The organism is Pseudomonas sp. B19125 (genome assembly GCF_044218855.1).
GTDB classification, from domain to species: Bacteria; Pseudomonadota; Gammaproteobacteria; order Pseudomonadales; family Pseudomonadaceae; genus Aquipseudomonas; species Aquipseudomonas edaphica.
Genome location: NZ_CP162589.1, coordinates 475,484 through 494,453 on the forward strand (window position 1 = coordinate 475,484; position 18,970 = coordinate 494,453).

At 60.2% G+C, this 18,970-nt stretch carries 22 protein-coding genes; 11 read left to right on the plus strand and 11 right to left on the minus strand.

Annotated elements, in window-relative coordinates:
- Positions 1–111 precede the first annotated feature (111 nt).
- From AB4P96_RS02050 to cfaB, 4 genes are all read left to right on the plus strand, one after another.
- Positions 112–366: a membrane protein gene (locus AB4P96_RS02050; protein ID WP_017135097.1), complete on the plus strand. Its 255-nt coding sequence runs from the start codon at positions 112–114 to the stop codon at positions 364–366.
- Between the two features lie 66 nt (positions 367–432).
- On the plus strand, positions 433–1,278 hold the full coding sequence (locus AB4P96_RS02055) for a DUF692 domain-containing protein (RefSeq protein WP_017135096.1): 846 nt from the start codon (positions 433–435) through the stop codon (positions 1,276–1,278).
- Entirely contained in the window at positions 1,269–2,057 is a 789-nt protein-coding gene (locus AB4P96_RS02060) for a DNA-binding domain-containing protein (RefSeq protein WP_099550217.1), read from the plus strand. Before AB4P96_RS02055 ends, AB4P96_RS02060 begins: the two co-directional genes overlap by 10 nt.
- 87 nt (positions 2,058–2,144) lie before the next feature.
- Positions 2,145–3,329: a C17 cyclopropane fatty acid synthase CfaB gene (gene cfaB / locus AB4P96_RS02065; protein ID WP_017135094.1), complete on the plus strand. Its 1,185-nt coding sequence runs from the start codon at positions 2,145–2,147 to the stop codon at positions 3,327–3,329.
- Between the two features lie 131 nt (positions 3,330–3,460).
- Here the strand turns inward: cfaB and cls are convergent, their stop codons facing one another.
- The gene (gene cls, locus AB4P96_RS02070; protein WP_395600462.1) at positions 3,461–4,900 is read right to left on the minus strand and encodes a cardiolipin synthase; all 1,440 of its coding nucleotides are present in this window, start codon (positions 4,898–4,900) and stop codon (positions 3,461–3,463) included.
- Positions 4,901–5,030: 130 nt separating this feature from the next.
- Between cls and AB4P96_RS02075 the strand changes: the two genes are divergently transcribed.
- Positions 5,031–5,552 (plus strand): DUF3617 domain-containing protein, encoded by a 522-nt coding sequence (locus tag AB4P96_RS02075; RefSeq protein WP_017135754.1) that lies wholly within the window; start codon positions 5,031–5,033, stop codon positions 5,550–5,552.
- 231 nt (positions 5,553–5,783) lie between these two features.
- Here the strand turns inward: AB4P96_RS02075 and AB4P96_RS02080 are convergent, their stop codons facing one another.
- Genes AB4P96_RS02080 through folE2 form a run of 7 tightly spaced genes read right to left on the minus strand, consistent with a single transcriptional unit; the run spans position 5,784 to position 11,409 of the window.
- A complete protein-coding gene (locus AB4P96_RS02080) occupies positions 5,784–7,121 on the minus strand; it encodes a dihydroorotase (protein WP_395600463.1) in 1,338 nt (445 codons plus the stop codon).
- Positions 7,122–7,124: 3 nt separating this feature from the next.
- Complete coding sequence (locus AB4P96_RS02085; protein WP_017135756.1) at positions 7,125–7,685, minus strand: DapH/DapD/GlmU-related protein; 561 nt, start codon at positions 7,683–7,685, stop codon at positions 7,125–7,127.
- On the minus strand, positions 7,682–8,095 hold the full coding sequence (gene hisI / locus AB4P96_RS02090) for a phosphoribosyl-AMP cyclohydrolase (protein ID WP_395600464.1): 414 nt from the start codon (positions 8,093–8,095) through the stop codon (positions 7,682–7,684). Before hisI ends, AB4P96_RS02085 begins: the two co-directional genes overlap by 4 nt.
- A complete protein-coding gene (locus tag AB4P96_RS02095; RefSeq protein WP_056860918.1) occupies positions 8,092–8,970 on the minus strand; it encodes a metal ABC transporter substrate-binding protein in 879 nt (292 codons plus the stop codon). Before AB4P96_RS02095 ends, hisI begins: the two co-directional genes overlap by 4 nt.
- 11 nt (positions 8,971–8,981) lie before the next feature.
- Positions 8,982–9,848 (minus strand): metal ABC transporter permease, encoded by an 867-nt coding sequence (locus tag AB4P96_RS02100; RefSeq protein WP_395600465.1) that lies wholly within the window; start codon positions 9,846–9,848, stop codon positions 8,982–8,984.
- The gene (locus tag AB4P96_RS02105; RefSeq protein ID WP_017135760.1) at positions 9,848–10,516 is read right to left on the minus strand and encodes an ATP-binding cassette domain-containing protein; all 669 of its coding nucleotides are present in this window, start codon (positions 10,514–10,516) and stop codon (positions 9,848–9,850) included. The genes AB4P96_RS02100 and AB4P96_RS02105 overlap by 1 nt, the downstream gene beginning before the upstream one ends.
- Positions 10,513–11,409, minus strand: a complete 897-nt coding sequence (gene folE2 / locus AB4P96_RS02110; RefSeq protein ID WP_395600466.1) for a GTP cyclohydrolase FolE2 — start codon at positions 11,407–11,409, stop codon at positions 10,513–10,515. Before folE2 ends, AB4P96_RS02105 begins: the two co-directional genes overlap by 4 nt.
- Positions 11,410–11,537: 128 nt before the next feature.
- Between folE2 and AB4P96_RS02115 the strand changes: the two genes are divergently transcribed.
- On the plus strand, positions 11,538–12,749 hold the full coding sequence (locus tag AB4P96_RS02115) for an N-acetylmuramoyl-L-alanine amidase (RefSeq protein ID WP_395600467.1): 1,212 nt from the start codon (positions 11,538–11,540) through the stop codon (positions 12,747–12,749).
- Here AB4P96_RS02115 and AB4P96_RS02120 read toward each other — a convergent pair.
- Positions 12,746–13,114 carry a glutamine synthetase gene (locus AB4P96_RS02120; RefSeq protein WP_170036646.1) on the minus strand — a complete coding sequence of 123 codons (369 nt, stop codon included), beginning with the start codon at positions 13,112–13,114 and terminating at the stop codon, positions 12,746–12,748. The two genes, AB4P96_RS02115 and AB4P96_RS02120, sit on opposite strands and share 4 nt — an antisense overlap.
- A gap of 126 nt (positions 13,115–13,240) precedes the next feature.
- Between AB4P96_RS02120 and dksA the strand changes: the two genes are divergently transcribed.
- Genes dksA through AB4P96_RS02140 form a run of 4 tightly spaced genes read left to right on the plus strand, consistent with a single transcriptional unit; the run spans position 13,241 to position 16,527 of the window.
- On the plus strand, positions 13,241–13,645 hold the full coding sequence (gene dksA, locus AB4P96_RS02125; protein ID WP_169987863.1) for an RNA polymerase-binding protein DksA: 405 nt from the start codon (positions 13,241–13,243) through the stop codon (positions 13,643–13,645).
- Positions 13,646–13,672: 27 nt separating this feature from the next.
- Positions 13,673–14,878 (plus strand): zinc metallochaperone GTPase ZigA, encoded by a 1,206-nt coding sequence (gene zigA / locus AB4P96_RS02130; RefSeq protein WP_017135764.1) that lies wholly within the window; start codon positions 13,673–13,675, stop codon positions 14,876–14,878.
- Entirely contained in the window at positions 14,878–15,522 is a 645-nt protein-coding gene (locus tag AB4P96_RS02135; protein WP_186617236.1) for a DUF1826 domain-containing protein, read from the plus strand. The genes zigA and AB4P96_RS02135 overlap by 1 nt, the downstream gene beginning before the upstream one ends.
- Before the next feature lie 42 nt (positions 15,523–15,564).
- Positions 15,565–16,527, plus strand: a complete 963-nt coding sequence (locus tag AB4P96_RS02140) for a CobW family GTP-binding protein (RefSeq protein ID WP_395600468.1) — start codon at positions 15,565–15,567, stop codon at positions 16,525–16,527.
- Here the strand turns inward: AB4P96_RS02140 and AB4P96_RS02145 are convergent.
- Complete coding sequence (locus tag AB4P96_RS02145) at positions 16,521–16,916, minus strand: DUF3301 domain-containing protein (RefSeq protein ID WP_017135767.1); 396 nt, start codon at positions 16,914–16,916, stop codon at positions 16,521–16,523. The two genes, AB4P96_RS02140 and AB4P96_RS02145, sit on opposite strands and share 7 nt — an antisense overlap.
- Positions 16,917–17,033: 117 nt before the next feature.
- Here AB4P96_RS02145 and pdxY point away from each other — a divergent pair, with 117 nt between their 5' ends.
- Positions 17,034–17,906, plus strand: a complete 873-nt coding sequence (gene pdxY, locus AB4P96_RS02150) for a pyridoxal kinase PdxY (RefSeq protein WP_058421087.1) — start codon at positions 17,034–17,036, stop codon at positions 17,904–17,906.
- A gap of 366 nt (positions 17,907–18,272) precedes the next feature.
- On the opposite strand, the gene AB4P96_RS02155 is transcribed toward pdxY, so the two are convergent.
- A complete protein-coding gene (locus tag AB4P96_RS02155; protein WP_017135769.1) occupies positions 18,273–18,758 on the minus strand; it encodes an acyl-CoA thioesterase in 486 nt (161 codons plus the stop codon).
- Positions 18,759–18,970: the final 212 nt, after the last annotated feature.

Here is an 18,970-nt window from a genome sequence, read left to right on the forward strand (position 1 = left end):
GAAATATTTGCACACAGCTGTAACGCCAGTGATGGACCTCACTCTAGTGGTATGTCGAGACTGAACAATCCGTTCAGACCGATTCCACTACCGATCATGAGGAATACAAAAATGAACTTTAAATCCGCTGCTGCTGGTGCCGCCCTCGCAATGGCCGCCGCTACCATGTTTGCTGGTGTTGTCACTCAGGCTCAAGCCGCTGACACCGCTGTGCACTGCTACGGCATCAACGCTTGCAAAGGCCAGAACGATTGCAAAACCAAGGACCACGCTTGCAAAGGTCAAGGTTCGTGCAAAGGTCAGGGCTTCAAGGCTATGGCCAGTGCAGACGCTTGCACCAAGGCTGGTGGCAAAGTCGGCGAATAACCGGCAACGGGTGCAACCGCAGCGGACGCCCCCCGCCGCTGCGGGCACTTTGCCCAGGAGTGTGTGATGTCCGCTTCCCTTACAAGTCTGGGTTACGGCCTGGGTTTACGCAGTGAGTACTACCAGCAGATCCTTGAACAGTCGCCGGCCGTGGATTGGTTCGAAGTGATCTCCGAGAATTATCTGGTCCAGGGTGGTAAAGCCTTGTACTACCTGGACGCGATAGCCGAGCGTTATCCCCTGGTGATGCACGGTGTGTCCCTGTCCATCGGTGGGCCGCATGCCCTCGATAGCGATTACCTGAAACAAATCAAACAACTTGCCGAGCGCATTCAGCCCGCGTGGATCTCCGATCACCTGTGCTGGAGCCGCGGCAGTGCCCATCAGTTGCACGATTTGCTGCCGCTGCCTTACACCGAAGAAAGCCTTTACCACGTGGCTGCCCGCGTGCGCCAAGTGCAGGATGTGTTGCAGCGCCCATTGGTACTGGAAAACGTCTCCAGCTATGTGCGCTCCAAGGCCGATGAATTTACCGAGTGGGAATTCCTCAATGCCCTGGCCCATCTGACCGGGTGCCAGCTGCTGCTGGACGTGAACAACGTGTATGTCAGCTCGCGCAACCACGGGTTTGATGCCTGGACCTTTATCCGTAGTTTGCCGCCCGAGAGTATCCGCCAGCTGCATTTGGCCGGGCATATGGACTACGGCGACTATGTGGTCGATACCCATGACCATCCAGTGTGCGACCCGGTTTGGGCGCTTTATCAGCAGACGCTTGAGCATCTGGGGCCGGTGTCGACCTTGCTGGAACGCGATGACCATTTCCCACCGTTCGAAGAACTGCTCACCGAGTTGAGCAAGGCCCGTGAACTGGGCGCGACCGCCTTGGCCCGGAGGTCGTTATGCGCTTGACCGATTGGCAGTTGGCTTTTGAGCAGCACTTGTTATCTGAAGACTCAGCCGCCAACAGTGGCTTCGCCGCGACCTTGCTGGGTGGGCCGACCCTGGATGTGGACACGGGCCTGGCGATTTATCACAACGCCTACCTGTCGCGCTTGCAGGAAGTACTGCGCCATGACTTCGGTGCCATTTGGTATTGGCTCGGCGATGATGAGTTCGCATTACTGACAGAAGCCTATTTGCGCCGATATCCCTCCGCCCATTACAGCCTGCGTTGGCTGGGGGAGCGGTTCCCGGCGTTTATCGTTGAGCACCTGGTGGCTGAGCAGAGCGCGCCGCTGGCTGAGCTGGCGCGGTTGGAATGGGCGTTTACCCTGGCGTTTGATGCCCCGCAGGGTGAGCCGCTGGCCCTTGCTGATATGGCGCAATTGGCGCCTGAAGACTGGCCTGGGTTGCAGGTGAACCTGGCACCTTCGGTGCAGCAGATGCTGTGTCACTTCAATACCGTGGCAATCTGGCGGGCGAGCAAGGATGAGTCGGACTTTCCCGACAGCCACGCGTTGGAGCTGGCGCAGATTTGCCTGGTATGGCGCCACCAGAACGTATGCCATTACCGCAGCCTGGAGCCAGCGGAAGCCAGTGCCTTGGCGGGAATGGTGACCACCGGCTGGAATTTTTCAGAACTGTGCGAAGCGCTGGTAGTCACTTATGCAGAGGGTGCGCCACTGCAGGCGGTGACATGGCTGAAACAGTGGATTCAGGACGGTTTGCTCGAGCGCCGAGCCCCATAGAAGAAGGCTATTAAATCGATAGCCTCCTACTTTGTCTTCTGATGGTCTACCCTCATTCCAGACGTCTGAAACAAGGGGGGACTACTCATGCTCGCGCAACTTCCACCGGCCTTACAGAATCTTCAGCTACCGCTGCGTCTTCGACTCTGGGACGGCCATGAATTCAACTTGGGCCCCGAGCCCAGTGTGACCATCGTGGTGAAGGACCCCACGGTCGTGTCCAAGCTGACTCATCCAACGCTCGATGCTTTGGGCGAAGCCTTCGTCGAGGGCAAGTTGGAACTGGAAGGCTCCATCTCCGAGGTTATCCGGGTATGTGACGAGTTGAGTCACGCCCTGATCGACGACGACGAGGGGAGTCATCCGGTGCGCTCGATCCACGACAAGGCTACAGACGCAGCGGCTATTTCCTACCATTACGACCTGTCCAACGAGTTCTACCAGCTATGGCTGGACCAGGACATGGCGTATTCCTGCGGGTATTTCGAAACCGGCAGCGAATCCATCGACCAGGCCCAACAAGATAAATTTCGCCATCTGTGCCGCAAGTTGCGGCTGCAGCCGGGTGAGTATTTGCTCGATGTAGGCTGTGGCTGGGGCGGCCTGGCGCGGTTTGCGGCGCGCGAGTTCGGAGTAAAAGTGTTTGGCATTACCTTGAGCAAGGAGCAACTGGCGCTGGCTCGGGAACGGGTTAAGGCTGAAGGGCTGGAAGATCAGGTGGACCTGCAACTGCTCGACTATCGCGACCTGCCGCAAGACGGCCGCTTCGACAAAGTAGTGAGCGTGGGCATGTTCGAGCACGTCGGCCACGCCAACCTGGCGGAGTATTGCAAGACGCTGTTTGGCGCGGTACGCGAAGGCGGCCTGGTGATGAACCACGGCATCACCGCCAAGCACACCGACGGTCGACCTGTGGGGCGTGGCGCCGGGGAGTTTATCGAGCGTTACGTATTCCCCAACGGCGAGCTGCCGCACCTGGCGATGATGACTGCCGAAATCAGCGAAGTCGGGCTGGAGGTGGTCGACGTCGAAAGCCTGCGCCTGCACTACGCGCGCACCCTGGACCACTGGAGCGAGCGCCTGGAAGACAACCTCGAAGCGGCGGCGAAGATGGTGCCGGAGCAGGCATTGCGGATCTGGCGGCTGTACCTGGCCGGTTGCGCGTATGCGTTTGCGCGGGGCTGGATCAATTTGCATCAGATATTGGCGGTGAAGCCTCACGCCGATGGCAGCCATGAACTGCCGTGGACGCGGGAAGATATTTACCGCTGATTCAGACGCACTGAAGATCTAAAACTGTGGGAGCTGGCTTGCCTGCGATGGCGGTGTATCAGGACTGGATAGTTGCCTGACACACCGCCATCGCAGGCAAGCCAGCTCCCACAGTTGTATGGTGTTGTTGCTTAGAGGATGGGTGAAATAAGCCGCGCCACGCGCATGCCCAGCTGTTGCAGGCGCCGAGTCTCGCGGCTTTCTTCCTGGCTGACTTCATGGGCCAAGGCGAAGTCGTCCAGCAACATGTGTTCCACCTCGCTGGCAAACGCCTCGTCCACCGTCAGCAACATCACTTCAAAATTCAGCCGGAACGAACGGTTGTCCATGTTCGCACTGCCGATGGCGCTGATTTCGCGGTCCACCAACACGACTTTTTGATGCAGAAAGCCTGGCTTGTAGCGGAACACCCGCACGCCAGCGCGTACCGCTTCGATCGCATAAAGGCTGGACGCGGCGTAGACGATGCGATGGTCGGGGCGCGATGGCAGTAACAGGCGCACGTCGACTCCGCGCAGCACGGCCAGGCGCAAGGCCGAGAACACTGCTTCATCGGGGATGAAATACGGGCTGGTGATCCACACGCGCTCGGTGGCCGCATGAATGGCTTCGACAAAAAACAGCGAACACGTTTCATACGGATCAGCCGGGCCGCTGGCGAGTAATTGGCAGAGCACGCCGTCTTCGGGGTAAGTGTCCGGCAAAATCAGCGGTGGCAATTCGCGCGCCGCCCAGAACCAGTCTTCGGCAAACGACTCCTGCAGGCACGCCACCACTGGGCCGGTGACCTGCACATGGGTGTCGCGCCACGGTGCCAGCGGCGGCTTTTTGCCCAGGTATTCATCGCCGACGTTGTGCCCGCCGACAAAGCCGGTAATGCCGTCCACCACCACGATTTTGCGATGGTTGCGAAAGTTGACCTGGAAACGGTTGAGCCAGCCGCTGCGGGTGGCGAACGCTTTGACTTTGACCCCAGCGTCGCGCAGCGATTGCACATAACGGTGGGGCAGGGCGTGGCTGCCGATGCGGTCGTAGAGCACGTGAATGTCTACACCTTCGGCAGCTTTTTCCTTCAGCAGTGCATGCAGCTGTCTGCCAAGCTCGTCGTCATGAATGATGAAAAACTGGAACAGCACCGCAGTTTTGGCATTGCGAATGGCGTCGAAAATCGCGCTGAAAGTGGCCTCACCATTGATCAGCAAACGCACTTCATTATTGGCCAGGCACGGCATGCGTCCCAGTTTGGGCATGGCGCGCAAGGAACCGTAGGCGCTGGAGTTGCGCGCGGCCAGGGCTTCATCGACCCAGGGGCGCCAGTTCAGCTCGGTGATGGCGGTGTGCATTTCCTGGTTGGCCTGCCGACGTGCCTGGATGTACGCGTCGAAGGTGCTGCGGCCGAAGATCAGGTATGGGATCAGCGTCAGGTAAGGCATGAACATCAGCGACAAGGCCCAGGCGATCGAGCCTTGGGCGGTCCTGACCGTCAGTACCGCGTGGATCGCGGCCAGCGTCCCGAGAAAGTGCAGCGTGGCAATGAAGTAGGCGAGCAGGTGCGGGCCAAAAAAATCCATGAACGACATCACTCCAGGCAATCGAGTGCCTAACAGACCATGTTCCACGGCGAATGTCGCTATTTTATTTGCCGTGCAACACTGGCGGCTTTGCGGCGTCTAACGCCCACAATTACCCAGGAGTTACCCGATGAATGCTCGTCTGCTTGGTTTGGCCATGGTTGTTGGATTGACGCTGCCCGTGGCGGCTCAGGCGCAGATGCTGGCGCCGGGCTTGTGGGAATTGACCACCAGCAATATGAAAGTCGATAACCAGGATTTGCCGGACCTGTCGCTGATCCTCGGTCAGCTCAAGCAACAGATGACCCCGGAGCAGCGTGCGATGCTGGAAAAACAGGGCATCACCATGGCCGGTAAAGGCGTGCAGGTATGCCTGACGCCTGCCCAGGTCGCCTCTGATTCTATCCCGCTGACCGACCCGCAATCGGGCTGCAAACAGGAAGTGACCGACAAGACCGGCAACCAATGGAAATTCCGTTTCAGTTGCCCGAAAGCCCAGGGCACTGGCGTTGCAACCTTCCAAAGCCAACAGGAATTCACTACCAAGGTAAACGGTACTTTCAATGCCACCGGCGTCCAGCAGAAGGGCAGTCTGGACACCCACGCCCAGTGGCTGGGCAACGATTGCGGTACGGTAAAACCCCGCGCTTAAGCTGTGGGAGTTGGCTTGATCGCAGCACAGGTGCACAACTATTGAAGGTTGCCACCTTCTCTGTGGCGAGGGAGCTCGCTCCCGCTGGGCCGCGAAGAGGCCCCTGCTCTTTGCTTTAAAAGCATGGGACTGCTGCGCAGTCCAACGGGAGCAAGCTCCCTCGCCACAGGTTACTTTTTACCCTTCAGCCTTCTTGACTGAATGGTATTAGGGCAAGCCCGCTGGCGTCGGTCAGCGCAGAAAATGCAAGGGCAAGCCCTGGCAGCTGTCGACCACCTGGCCGTTGTGCCACGCCAGGTGGCCAGACACCAGCGTGGTGCTCACGCTGTGGCGAAAGCTGCGTTCGGCGAAGGGTGTCCAGCCACAGCGGGCGAGGATCGGCTGGCTGCTCACCGGTTTGCCTTCGGGCTCGGGTTTGATCAGCACCAGGTCGGCCCAATAGCCTTCACGCAAGTAACCACGGTCCGGGATGGCGAATAAATCGGCCACCCGGTGACTGGTTTTTGCCACCAGCGTGGCCAGAGGCAAATGCCCGTCGATGACCAATTCCAATAACGCCGGCAACGCGTGCTGCACCAGCGGCAACCCGGACGGCGCTTCACGATAGCCCAACTGTTTTTGCGCCCAGGTATGCGGTGCATGGTCGGTGCCGATCACATCCAGACGATCACTCAACAAGGCCAGGCGCAACGCGTCGCGGTCGGCGCGGCTCTTGATCGCCGGGTTGCATTTAATCTGGTGGCCGAGGCGATGGTAGTCGCGGTCATCGAACAGCAGGTGGTGCAGGCAGACTTCGGCAGTGATGCGCTTTTCGGCCAAGGGTTTGTCTTCGAACAATGCCAGTTCGCGGGCACTGGTCAGGTGCAGCACATGCAGGCGCGTGCCATGGCGCTTGGCCAATTCCACGGCAAAAGACGACGAGCGATAACAGGCTTCGGCATCGCGGATCAGCGGGTGGGCGACGGCTGGAATCTGCTCGCCGAAACGCTCGCGCAGGCGTTGCTCATTGGCCAGGATGCTCGGCGTGTGTTCGCAGTGGGCGAGCAGGATGGTCGGCACTTGCGCAAACAGCCGCTCCAGAATCCGTGGGTCGTCCACCAGCATATTGCCGGTGGAGGCGCCCATGAACACTTTGACCCCGGCCACTTCACGCGGGTCGAGGGCGGCGACGACGTCGAGGTTGTCGTTGCTCACGCCAAAGTGAAAGCCGTAGTTGGCGACCGAATGCAGCGCAGCGCGACGCTTTTTATCGGCCAGTGCTTCCAGATTCAGCGTGGCCGGGTTGGTGTTGGGCATATCCATGAAGCTGGTGATGCCACCGGCCACTGCCGCGCGGGATTCGCTGTAGAAACTGCCTTTGTCCGGCGCGCCAGGTTCGCGAAAGTGTACCTGGTCGTCGATCATGCCCGGCAGCAGCCATTGGCCTTGGGCGTCGATTTCCACTGGCTCGTTGTAGCCTTCAAGGCTGCCGGCAATCTTCTCGATGCGGCCATTGGCGACCAGCACATCGGCGTCGAATTCCTGGCCTTCATTGACGAGGCGGGCGTTGCGGATCAGCAGGCGGCTCATGGTTCAGAACTCGTTTTGCAGGGCTTTGTAACCACGTACCAGGTCGACGTTGGTACGCGCGACGTCTTCGGAAAACTCCGAGGCGCTGACGCTCACCGGCGGGAATTGCGACAAGTCGGTATTGGGGCCGATGCGGGTGGTGGAGGGCACGTAGAAGGCGGCGGGCAAGTCGCGCCCATCGACCACCGAGTTGTGGCGTACCACACAGCCATCGCCGACGGCGCAGTTGAACAGCACGCTGTTGAAGCCGATGAAAACGCGGTCGCCCACGGTGCACGGGCCGTGGACGATGGAGCGATGCGCAATAGACGTAAACTCGCCAATCGTCACCGCCGCACCGGATTTGGAGTGGATCACCACGCCGTCCTGGATATTGGAATTGGCGCCGATGGTGATCGGGTCCATGTCGCCGGTGGCGTCGACTTCGTCGGCGCGGATCACGGCGTAGGGGCCGACGAACACGTTCTCGCCGATGATGACCTTGCCGCAGATGATCGCGGTCTTGTCGACGTAGGCCGACTCGGCAATCACCGGTAGGTCGCCGGAGGGGTTTTTGCGGATCATGCAACAGGCTCCGTAATAATGTGAACGTGGTCGCCCACAATGGCGTTGTAGAAACAGGTCGGCCGCCCGGTGTGGCAGGCCGGGCCTTGCTGGTCGACGATCAGCAGCACGGCGTCGCCATCACAATCCAGGCGCGCCTCAATCAACTGTTGCCAGTGGCCGGAGCTTTCGCCTTTGCGCCACAGTCGCTGGCGCGAGCGTGACCAGTAGCAGACGTGCCCGCTGGCCAGGGTTTCGGTGAGCGCCTGGCGATTCATCCAGGCCAGCATCAGCACATCGCCGCTGCCGTGTTGCTGGGCGATGGCTGCGATCAGGCCATCGCTGTTCCACGGCAGGGCGTCGAGCACGGGTTCGAGTGGAAAGCGGCTGCCAAGGGCAGCCTCTTCCAGGTCGAGCATGCTCAGGGTCATGGCTTGCTCAGGGCGGCGCACAGGGTGTTGAGGTTGTACTCGAACAGCCCGGTGAAGGTGCTGGCCGGGCCTTCGGCGGCGAGGGCGTCGGAGTACAGCGTGCCGCCGATTTGCGCGCCGCTTTCGTCAGCGATCTGCTTGAGCAGGCGCGAGTCCTTGATGTTTTCCATGAACACGGCTTTGACCTTGTCCTTGCGGATCTGGGTGATCAGCGCAGCGACTTCGGCGGCCGAAGGTTCGCGTTCGGTCGACAGACCTTGTGGTGCCAGGAACTGAATGCCATAGGCCTGGCCCAGGTAACCAAAGGCGTCATGGGAGGTGACGATGCGACGGTTGCCGGCGGGCAGCGCGCCGAACTTGGTCTTGGCTTCGGCCAGCAAGCGGTAGATTTCTTTCAGGTAGGTCTGGCTGTTATGCAGGTAGTCGGCCTTGTTGGCCGGGTCGGCTGCCACCAGTGCCTTGGTGATGTTGTTCACATAGATTTCGGCGTTGGCCAGGTTGTGCCAGGCGTGCGGGTCCGGAATGGTTTCGCCGTCTTCTTCCATGGTGTGGGAAATCACGCCTTTGCTGGCGGTGACCACAGTAGCTTTGGTTTCGGTACTGGTGACCAGGCGGTCCAGCCAGGGTTCGAAGCCCAGGCCGTTCTTGATGATGACCTTGGCCTTGAGCAAGGCTTTGGCATCGTCCGGCGTCGGCTCATAGGTGTGGGCGTCGGAGTCGGGGCCGACCATGTTGCTGATCTGGATGTGATCGCCACCGATCTGGTGGGTGATGTCATCGAGAATGCTGAAGCTGGTGACTACTTGGAGTTTGTCGGCGGCCTGGGCCATTGACAAGGGCAGCAGAAGACTGAACAGCACGAGTAAAGCGCGCATCGGGAAACACCTCATTGGGATGTAAGAGAGGGCGGGCGGCGCAGCAAGCCGTGCACCGGGCCGAAAACCACGGACAGCAAATACCCGCCGCCAGCCACCATCACGATGGCCGGGCCGCTGGGCAGTGAGTAGTAGAACGACAGCAGCAAACCAAACCACACCGACAGGCATCCCAGCACTGCCGATACCGCAATCAACACCGGCAGGCGCCGGCTCCAGAAGCGTGAAGCAATCGCCGGCAACATCATCAACCCCACCACCATCAACGCGCCGATGGCCTGGAAGCCGATCACCAGATTCAGCACCACCAGGGTCAGGAATAACCCGTGGGCGAGTGGGCCGAGGCGGCTGACGGTTTGCAGGAACAGCGGGTCAAGGGTGTCCAGCAGCAGCGGTTTGTAGATCAGCCCCATGGCAATCAGGCTGAAACCCGAGACCCAGAGCATGCCGGTGAGGGTGTTTTCATCCACCGCCAGGGCGGAGCCAAATAGCAGGTGCAAGAGGTCCAGGCGCTTGCCGGCGATGCCCAGGATCAGCACACCCGCGGCGAGCGAAATGGGGTAGATGGCCGCGAGGCTGGCATCTTCACGCAGGCCGGTGCGGCGGGTGATCCACGCCGACAAGCCGGCCATGCTCAGCCCAGCGCCGAGGCCACCGATGGTCAGCGCCGGCAGGCTGATGCCGGCGAACCAGAAGCCCAGTGCGGCACCGGGCAGGATGCCGTGGGCGACGGCGTCACCGATCAGGCTCATGCGCCGCAGAATCAAAAACACGCCCAGCGGCGCGGTGCTGCAGGCAAGCACCAGCCCGCCGATAAGGGCGCGGCGCATGAAAACGAAATCTTGAAAGGGCATCCACAGGTGGGCGGCGAAGTGCATCAGGCCACCTGCATGTGAGGTTGCGGGCGGATCAGTTCTTTACTGGGGCCGAACACGCAGCCAGAGCTTTTGATTTGCACTACTTGCTGAGTGTGGTGGCGCACGGAGGCGAGGTCGTGACACACGATCACCACCGTGCGGCCTTCATCGTGCCAGGCGTGCACATGGTTCCAGCACAGCGCCTGGCCTTCTTCGTCGAGGGCGGCGTGAGGTTCATCGAGTAGCAACACCGGTGCTTGAGCCAGGCTCATGCGCGCCAGCAGCGCGCGTTGCAGTTCGCCGCCAGACAACGCCATCAACGGTCGATGTTCCAGGCCGGTGAGGCACCAATCTTCCAGCACGGCTTGCAGACGCTGGCTGCGTTGTTCCGGGGTGAGTTTAGTGCCCCAGAAACCGGCGGCGACCAACTCTTGCAGGCTGATTGGAAACTGCCGGTCCAGGTGTTGCTGCTGCGGCAGGAACGACAAGCCGCCACGGCGTGGAACATCCACGCTGACGTTGCCCGCCAACGGCTTTTGCAGCCCAGCGATGACTTTGAGCAGGCTGCTCTTGCCCGTGCCGTTGGCGCCAATGATGCCGGTGAGGCTGCCTTTTTCCAGGCGCAGATCCAGCGCAGGGGTGAGTGGTTGCCCGGGGGCGCCCCAGCGCAAAGCGTTGCAGGTGATCATGCAGAGTCTCTCGTCCAGCGGCTTTCAGCCACGGCATCGTGCGCGTGCAGGCTTTCGGCGTGGATCACTTTCAGGTGGAAGGCTTTGACAGCATCCGAGCGTTTCAAGGCGAGGTTCAGGCGGCGGGCGGCGTCTTCGCAGAACATCAGGTTCTGCCCATTGGCCAAGGCGAAGGCTTGTTCGTCCGCCCGTTTTACAGCGGTTTGCACGGCGGTGCCGAGGGCGGATTCGACGGTGTCGATCAGGTCTGTGAGCGGCAGCGTGTTCTGGCTGGCGTCCAGTTGGATCGACAGTTGGGCGCTGCTGCGCTGGCTGTGGGGCGTGGCCACGATGCCGTTGGTGCTGCCGAGCCAGGTCAATACGTCTTCGTGCTGCACCGGTTTGTTGGCGAAGTCCTGAAGAAATTGCTGCTGAATCAACTGCCTGGCGAGCGCAGCTGAGCAAGGGCAGGTTGAGGAATAAGTAACGTCAATTTTTAGTTCCACGTGGAACATCTGGTTTTCCAGACACGCTTCGATGCACACCGGGTAGCCTTTCCAACCGGCCAGCGGGCTGACCAGCGCCGGGCGTTTGAGTAACAAATCCGTGTGAATGCGCAAGTAGGCGTTCTTAGATAATCCTTCATGACTCTCGAGAAAGCGCTGCAGTACATTACGCAGAAGTGCAGGTGTAAGAAGCTGCTGGTCGAGCATTTCCAAGGCCAGGTACAGGCGCGACATATGAATGCCACGGGCCTCGCCATCGTCCAGGCTTACGCCTGCATCGGCGGTGGCAGTCAGGCGTTGGCCGTCGATGAGGATTGGCAGGGCGATGCCGCACATGCCCACCCAGTCGAGTGGCAAGGCTTGCCGTGAAGCCTGCGCGGCGATATCCGGCAGAGTCAGCGCATTCATGAGCAGGTCCATCGTTGGCAATAAAAAGACATGTTATATTATAACGATTAAGTCGACGATGATTTTTCTGCTCCAGTCTTTCTTCAGTCATGTCGAGCAGGGACGCTCCTTTATTTGCGGTGTTTTTCATGCACAGACGTCAGCTTCTCAATCTGCTGCTGGTCAGCCCTCTGTTCACCTTTCCATTGGGGGCGTTCGCCACACAGATTCGTAATGCGCGCTTGTGGCGCTCCGACGACAAACTGCGGCTGGTGTTCGACCTCAGCGGCCCGGTGCAATACAAGACCTTCTCACTGACGTCGCCGGAGCGCGTGATCATCGACCTGAGCGGCGCCGGGCTCAGTGGTGATTTTTCGCAGTTGGCGCTGAAGGACAGTGGGATTACTTCGATTCGTTCGGGGCATTTCGGCAAGAGCGATACGCGCATCGTGCTGGACCTGGCCTCGCCGATGCAGCTCAACAGCTTTTTATTGCCGCCACAGGATGGTCAAGGCCATCGGTTGGTGCTCGATCTGACCAGCGCTACCCACGCGCCGCGCCAGATTGCTGCGCAGCCGGCGCCGCTGGTGGCTCCAGTAGATAAAGCGCACCCCAAGCGCGACATCATCGTGGTGGTCGACCCTGGCCACGGCGGCAAAGACCCTGGCGCCATCGGCTCCAAGGGCCAGCGCGAAAAGGATGTGGTGCTGTCCATTGCCCAACTGCTGGCCAAACGCTTGAAGCGCGAGAAGGGCTTTGACGTGAAGCTGGTGCGCAACGACGACTTCTTCGTGCCGCTGCGCAAGCGCGTGGACATCGCTCGTCAGCACAAGGCCGATATGTTTATCTCGGTGCATGCCGACGCCGCGCCGCGCCTCACCGCCTCCGGGGCTTCGGTGTATGCGTTGTCCGAAGGCGGTGCCACCTCCGCCACCGCGCGCTTCATGGCGCAGCGCGAAAACGGCGCCGACCTGTTGGGCGCCACGACATTGCTCAACCTCAAGGACAAGGATCCGATGCTCGCCGGGGTAATTCTCGATATGTCGATGAACGCCACCATCGCCTCCAGCCTGCAACTGGGCAGCTCGGTGTTGGGCAGCCTGCAAAGCATCACCACGTTGCACCAGAAGCGCGTGGAGCAAGCCGGGTTTGCGGTGCTCAAATCACCTGACGTGCCGTCGATCCTGGTGGAAACCGGGTTTATCTCCAACACTCGGGACGCCCAGCGGCTGGTGACGGCGCGTCATCAACAAGCCGTGGCGGATGGCCTGTTCGACGGCCTGAAAAAATACTTCGAGAAGAACCCGCCGATGAACAGCTACATGGCCTGGGTTCAGGAACAGAAGAGCGGCCAGGTCTAACAGCCGGCTATACGGCTGCACGTGAACTTGGCGCTGGCGCCACCCGAACTGGAAAACCGGTTGATGGTGGTCCAGCCCACGCGGCGCGTGTAGCCGACCCACGCCTCACCATCGGACGCCAACCCGGTAAAGAATGTCAGCTGCCCATAGCGGCTACTGGTTTGTGCCCAATAGCGTTTGCCGATCACTTCAAAACCGCGCAAATACGTGGTGCTGCCAACCGTCGCCACGCTGTAGGCATTGCCCAGCGGGTCTACGCAGGCCAGCAAATTAGCGCTGCGCGTGCAGCTCGCCAGCAGGCTCGGCGTTTGCGCGCAGGCAGATCCTGCCACGCCCAATAACAGGGCATACACCAGGTATTTCATAGTGCCTCTCGGGCAAGAAAGTGTTCCAGCATTGCGCCCTTCGTCGTGGTGAGCAAGCGGGGATTGGCTTATTTGTGTTGTTATACTATAACATTAAAAAACAGCCTGACCCGTGAACCGCTTCCCATGACTGAACAAGAGCTCCTGGCCCAACTGCCCGCCGATTACATGAATGACGCTCAGCAAGGCTTCTTCCGAGCGCTGCTGCTGACGCAGCGCTACGAACTGCAGGCGCGTATCGAGGCTGAATTCCTGGTGCTGCGCGAGCAGGAAACCAACAGCGACCTGGCCGATATCGGCAGCGCCGAAGAGCAGCGCCAGTGGCAGCTGCGCCTGCTGGAGCGTGAAAAAAAGCTCTTGGACAAGATCGACGATGCCCTCGAACTGCTGGCCCGCGGCGAATACGGCTGGTGTCGCGAAACCGGCGAGCCCATCGGCCTGCAACGCCTGCTGCTGCGCCCCACTGCCACCCTGTCTATCGAAGCCAAAGAACGTGAAGAGCTGCGCGAACGCCATAAACGGGCGATTTGACCGGCCAACCCTGATGAGGATTACCTGATGACTAATCGCCTTCCCGTTACCGTGCTGTCCGGCTTTCTCGGCGCTGGTAAAAGCACGCTGCTCAACTACGTTCTGCGCAACCGCGAAAACCTGCGGGTGGCGGTGATCGTCAACGACATGAGTGAAATCAATATCGACGGCAGTGAGGTTCAGCGCGACGTCACGCTGAATCGCTCCGAAGAAAAACTGGTGGAGATGAGCAACGGCTGCATCTGCTGCACCTTGCGTGAAGACTTGCTGGAAGAAGTCACAAAGCTCGCCAAAGAAGGGCGCTTCGATTACCTGTTGATCGAGTCCACCGGCATTTCCGAGCCGCTGCCCGTGGCCGAAACCTTCACGTTCCGTGATGAAAACGAGCAAAGCCTGGCCGATATCGCACGCCTGGACACCATGGTCACCGTGGTCGACGGCATGAATTTCCTGCTCGATTACCAAGCTGCCGAAAGCCTCGCTTCCCGGGGTGAAACCCTGGGCGAAGACGACGAGCGCTCCATCACCGATTTGCTCATCGAGCAGATCGAATTCGCCGACGTGATCCTGATCAGCAAGATCGACCTGATCAGTAGCCGCGAACGCGAGGAGTTGATGGCAATCCTTGAGCGCCTCAATGCCCAGGCGGAAATCATCCCGATGGTGATGGGCGAAGTGCCGCTGAACAAGATCCTCAACACCGGCCGGTTCGACTTCGAACGCGCAGCGCAAGCGCCGGGCTGGTTGCAGGAGCTACGCGGTGAACATGTGCCGGAAACCGAAGAATATGGCATCGCCTCCACCGCTTACCGCGCGCGTCGCCCGTTTCATCCGCAGCGTTTCTTCGACTTTATCGATCGCCCGTGGGTGAACGGCAAACTGCTGCGCTCCAAGGGCTTTTTCTGGCTGGCGAGCAAGCATCAGGATGCCGGCAGTTGGTCCCAGGCCGGTGGCTTGATGCGCCATGGTTTTGCCGGGCGCTGGTGGCGTTTTGTGCCGAAAAGCCAGTGGCCGCAAGACGAAGAAAGCGTAGCGGCGATCATGGGCAACTGGCAATTGAGTACCGGCGACTGCCGCCAGGAACTGGTGTTTATCGGGCAAAACATCGACTTCGCGCAGATGCGCGCCGAGCTGGACGCGTGCTTGCTTAACGATGAAGAAATGGCCCAGGGCGTCGAAGGCTGGCGCCAGTTGGCCGACCCCTTTGGCCCTTGGTATGAGCAGGTAGCCTGATGCTGGCCCCGGTAATTCCCTTACGCCCGGTGATCCGGCAGACCCGGGGTGAAACGCCGCTGGCGCTGTCGGACATCCTCGAAAATGACGTCAACCTGGCGCTGTGGCAGCGCCAGTTGCCCCTGCATATCGCCGAATTTGGTGCCTTGCTGGTGGCGCTCAATGAGCCGTTGGCGGACTCCTTGGTGATTGATCTCGACAATGACGAGGCTGTGCCCAATTTGCAGGGTTTAGCCTCCAGTTGCCGTGATCTTGAAGGTTACGAAGGCTTTATCGCCGATGTGTCCTGGCTGGTCAGCGCGTTTGCTTGCCTGCTCGGTGCCAAGAGGATTGGCGTGCGTTTGCGGCTGTTGGACAAGGCCATGTGCCCGCGTTTTCACGTCGACCATGTGCCGGTTCGACTGATCACCACCTACGCCGGCATCGGCAGCCAGTGGCTGCGCGAAGGCGTGATGGACCGGCGTAAACTCAGCCAGCCCGACGCGGAACCTACCGAGCGTATCGAGCAGGTCCACTGCGGTGAAGTGGCTTTGCTCAAGGGCACAAAATGGCACGGCAACGAGAACCATGGCTTGATCCATCGCTCACCCGCGCTCAAGGCCGACGAGCGCCGGTTGATCCTGACGCTGGATTGGCTCGCATAACCGCGTAGGATCAAGCGCTCTACCCGGCCTGAATGAAGCCCCATGCTGCAGAACATTCCTACCCACGTGATTGCCGGGCCTTTGGGCGCCGGCAAGACCAGCCTGATCAAACACCTGTTGGCCCAACGCCCGGCCAACGAGCGCTGGGCCGTGTTGATCAATGAGTTCGGGCAAATCGGCCTGGACGCTGCCTTGCTTACACAGGACGACGACGGCATTGCGCTGGGCGAAGTCGCTGGTGGCTGTTTGTGCTGTGTGAATGGTGCACCGTTCCAGGTAGGGCTTGGCCGCCTGTTGCGTAAGGCCAAGCCGGATCGGCTGTTTATCGAGCCCTCGGGCCTGGGGCATCCGGCGCAGTTGCTCAAGCAGTTGCGCGAGGCGCCATGGCAGGGCGTGCTCGCGGTTCAGCCGTGTGTGTTGGTATTGGATGCCCAAGCCTTGGCAGCGGGCAAAGCTTTGCCGCAAGCGCAGCAGGAAGCGCTGGCCAGCGCCGGTTTGTTGGTATTGAACAAAGATGAATCGTTGGATGCCTCACAGCGCCAGGCCATAGAACAGCAACTGCCTGCTTGCCCGATTTACTGGACACGCCAGGCGCAGTTGCCGCTCAAGCAATTGCCCGGCCTGGATGCACAGGCTGGCGCAGCTGTGGATAACTTCGAGGTGCCCAAAGGTGTGGTACAGATGCCCGCCGTCTGGGTTGATCCTGCGTTGCCCATTTGCCTGAGTCAGGCCCAGGAAGGTGGCTGGAGTATCGGTTGGCGCTGGCATCCGAGCCAGTCGTTCGACATTGCGCGCCTGCACAGCTGGCTTTCTGGCCTTGAATGGCGCCGCGCCAAGCTGGTTATCCACAGCGGCGCTACCTGGGTGTCGGCTAATGCTGTGGATAATAGTCCACTCACCTGGCAGCCCAGCGAGTGGCGCCGCGATTCACGTATTGAATTGATCTTCAGCCAGCCACAGGACGTGGCTGGGCTACAGAGCACGCTGGCCGCGTGCCGTCAGTGACGGGTCTTGCTGGCGTGGTCCTGGCGCCATTGGCTCAGCTCGATGACTTCGGCGCTGGGCTGCGGTGTCTTGATCTCGAACGGGTAGGGCGCCAATTCGATCTGCGCGCTGTGGGCGCCAAACTGAGTGATAGTCCCGGGGTGACGGGCTTCGCCGGTCACGGTGAACTCAAAGTTGTAAATGCGTGCCAGACGCCGTCGACCATTGGCATCTTTCACAAAACCGATGCGTTTTAACGCCACTGCGCCGTCGAGCAGTTCGATATCCAGTTTGGCGCAATGCTGCTTGACCCGCTCCAGCGCCCGTTCGCGCAGGCCGTGGTTGTGCCACACCCAGGCGGCACCGGTCGCCAACAGCATCAACACGAAGATATTTCCCAGGGTCAGCATGCGATGAACTCCAACAAAGTGAGAGCAGCTTAACTGTGTCTCTGGTCTGTCGTACAGGCTGGTTTTAGTCGCATACTGCGCGGCCAGAATTCAAACGGCTTTACGGAAATCTCCCGCATGAAACGCACACCTCATCTGCTTGCGATCCAGTCTCATGTGGTCTTTGGCCACGCCGGAAACAGCGCCGCCGTGTTCCCCATGCAGCGGGTCGGGGTGAACGTCTGGCCGCTGAACACGGTGCAGTTCTCCAATCACACTCAGTATGGCCAGTGGGCGGGCGAAGTGCTGGCGCCGCAGCAAATTCCGGCGTTGGTAGAAGGCATTGCCGCGATTGGCGAGTTGGGCAACTGCGATGCGGTGCTGTCCGGCTACTTGGGCAGTGCCGACCAGGGCCGAGCGATTCTTACCGGCGTGGCCCGTATCAAGGCCATCAACCCCAAGGCCCTGTACCTGTGCGACCCAGTCATGGGCCATCCGGAAAAAGGCTGCATCGTGCCCCAGGAAGTCAGCGATTTCCTGCTGGACGAGGCGGCGGCCATGGCGGATTTCCTGTGCCCCAACCAGCTGGAGCTGGACAGCTTTGCCGGGCGCAAGCCGCAATCGCTGTTCGATTGCCTGGCCATGGCCAAGGCACTGCTGGCCCGTGGGCCGAAGGCGGTATTGGTCAAACACTTGGATTATCCGGGCAAGCTGCCGGAGGGTTTCGAGATGCTGCTGGTTACCGCTGAAGGCAGCTGGCACTTGCGCCGGCCGTTGCTGGCGTTCCCGCGTCAGCCGGTGGGGGTAGGCGACCTGACGTCGGGGTTGTTCCTGGCGCGGGTGCTGTTGGGTGACAGCCTGTTGGCGGCCTTCGAATTCACCGCCGCAGCGGTGCATGAAGTGCTGCTGGAAACCCAGGCCTGCGCCAGTTACGAGCTGGAGCTGGTACGGGCTCAGGATCGTATCGCGCATCCTCGCGTACGCTTCGAAGCAACACCCATCGGCCTGTAAGCACACAAAATCCAATGTGGGAGCTGGCTTGCCTGCGATAGCGGTGTGTCAGGCGACAAAGATGTCGACTGTCAGGCCCTCATCGCAGCATAGGTATCTACACAACCGGTTAACACGAAGTCTGTGGCAGGTGGGCTGTTGTGGCGAGCAGGCTTGTCCTGCGTTGGGCTGCGAAGCGGCCCCAGTACAGGCACGGCAATTTTGCTGAAAGTACTCAGCGTCTGTTTTTGGGGCTGCTTCGCAGCCCAACGCAGGACAAGCCTGCTCGCCACAGGAGAAATAGGCTGCTTTTAAAAGTTGTGTAGATACCTATGCTCATCGCAGGCAAGCCAGCTCCCACATTCGATTGGGTTTACAGCTCGAAATTTACGGCCCGTCTGCCTTGATTTCCCGATAACGCTTCTCCAGCTCCTGACGAATCTGCCGACGCTGCTGCGCCTGCACAAAGCGGCGCTTGTCTTCGCTGTTCTGTGGCTGCAGCGGCGGTACGGCGGCGGGTTTGCGCTGGTCGTCCACGGCCACCATGGTGAAGAAGCAGCTGTTGGTATGGCGCACCGAGCGCTCGCGGATGTTTTCGGTCACCACCTTGATGCCCACTTCCATCGATGTGTTGCCGGTGTAGTTGACCGAGGCCAGGAAGGTCACCAGCTCGCCGACATGGATCGGCTCGCGAAAAATCACCTGGTCGACCGACAGCGTGACCACATAACGGCCCGCGTAACGGCTCGCGCAAGCGTAGGCCACTTCGTCGAGGTATTTGAGCAGGGTGCCGCCGTGCACATTGCCTGAGAAGTTGGCCATGTCAGGGGTCATCAATACCGTCATCGACAGCTGGGCGTTTCCGGGTTCCATAGCACACTCACGGGTTGTAGGCATTGGTTGGGGGACACCTCTACGGGTGCTGGAATCTTTACAGCGCTCTCCCTAACGGGACGCCAGTGGGCGGCTTGCCGTCACGCGAACGCCGATCTGTTTCCATATATTGCACCGGCTTTCTGCCGGAAGTCGTGGTGTTAACCTTCAAAAGCCCATCCCAGGGCATTTCTTACGATCAAGGCAGACTT

Excerpts from the sequence above, each read along its gene's own strand:
- AB4P96_RS02050 (WP_017135097.1), top strand. The coding sequence starts at position 112 with ATGAACTTTAAATCCGCTGCTGCTGGTGCCGCCCTCGCAATGGCCGCC.
- AB4P96_RS02055 (WP_017135096.1), top strand. The coding sequence starts at position 433 with ATGTCCGCTTCCCTTACAAGTCTGGGTTACGGCCTGGGTTTACGCAGT.
- AB4P96_RS02060 (WP_099550217.1), top strand. The coding sequence starts at position 1,269 with ATGCGCTTGACCGATTGGCAGTTGGCTTTTGAGCAGCACTTGTTATCT.
- cfaB (WP_017135094.1), top strand. The coding sequence starts at position 2,145 with ATGCTCGCGCAACTTCCACCGGCCTTACAGAATCTTCAGCTACCGCTG.
- cls (WP_395600462.1), bottom strand. The coding sequence starts at position 4,900 with ATGGATTTTTTTGGCCCGCACCTGCTCGCCTACTTCATTGCCACGCTG.
- AB4P96_RS02075 (WP_017135754.1), top strand. The coding sequence starts at position 5,031 with ATGAATGCTCGTCTGCTTGGTTTGGCCATGGTTGTTGGATTGACGCTG.
- AB4P96_RS02080 (WP_395600463.1), bottom strand. The coding sequence starts at position 7,121 with ATGAGCCGCCTGCTGATCCGCAACGCCCGCCTCGTCAATGAAGGCCAG.
- AB4P96_RS02085 (WP_017135756.1), bottom strand. The coding sequence starts at position 7,685 with ATGATCCGCAAAAACCCCTCCGGCGACCTACCGGTGATTGCCGAGTCG.
- hisI (WP_395600464.1), bottom strand. The coding sequence starts at position 8,095 with ATGACCCTGAGCATGCTCGACCTGGAAGAGGCTGCCCTTGGCAGCCGC.
- AB4P96_RS02095 (WP_056860918.1), bottom strand. The coding sequence starts at position 8,970 with ATGCGCGCTTTACTCGTGCTGTTCAGTCTTCTGCTGCCCTTGTCAATG.
- AB4P96_RS02100 (WP_395600465.1), bottom strand. The coding sequence starts at position 9,848 with ATGCACTTCGCCGCCCACCTGTGGATGCCCTTTCAAGATTTCGTTTTC.
- AB4P96_RS02105 (WP_017135760.1), bottom strand. The coding sequence starts at position 10,516 with ATGATCACCTGCAACGCTTTGCGCTGGGGCGCCCCCGGGCAACCACTC.
- folE2 (WP_395600466.1), bottom strand. The coding sequence starts at position 11,409 with ATGAATGCGCTGACTCTGCCGGATATCGCCGCGCAGGCTTCACGGCAA.
- AB4P96_RS02115 (WP_395600467.1), top strand. The coding sequence starts at position 11,538 with ATGCACAGACGTCAGCTTCTCAATCTGCTGCTGGTCAGCCCTCTGTTC.
- AB4P96_RS02120 (WP_170036646.1), bottom strand. The coding sequence starts at position 13,114 with ATGAAATACCTGGTGTATGCCCTGTTATTGGGCGTGGCAGGATCTGCC.
- dksA (WP_169987863.1), top strand. The coding sequence starts at position 13,241 with ATGACTGAACAAGAGCTCCTGGCCCAACTGCCCGCCGATTACATGAAT.
- zigA (WP_017135764.1), top strand. The coding sequence starts at position 13,673 with ATGACTAATCGCCTTCCCGTTACCGTGCTGTCCGGCTTTCTCGGCGCT.
- AB4P96_RS02135 (WP_186617236.1), top strand. The coding sequence starts at position 14,878 with ATGCTGGCCCCGGTAATTCCCTTACGCCCGGTGATCCGGCAGACCCGG.
- AB4P96_RS02140 (WP_395600468.1), top strand. The coding sequence starts at position 15,565 with ATGCTGCAGAACATTCCTACCCACGTGATTGCCGGGCCTTTGGGCGCC.
- AB4P96_RS02145 (WP_017135767.1), bottom strand. The coding sequence starts at position 16,916 with ATGCTGACCCTGGGAAATATCTTCGTGTTGATGCTGTTGGCGACCGGT.
- pdxY (WP_058421087.1), top strand. The coding sequence starts at position 17,034 with ATGAAACGCACACCTCATCTGCTTGCGATCCAGTCTCATGTGGTCTTT.
- AB4P96_RS02155 (WP_017135769.1), bottom strand. The coding sequence starts at position 18,758 with ATGGAACCCGGAAACGCCCAGCTGTCGATGACGGTATTGATGACCCCT.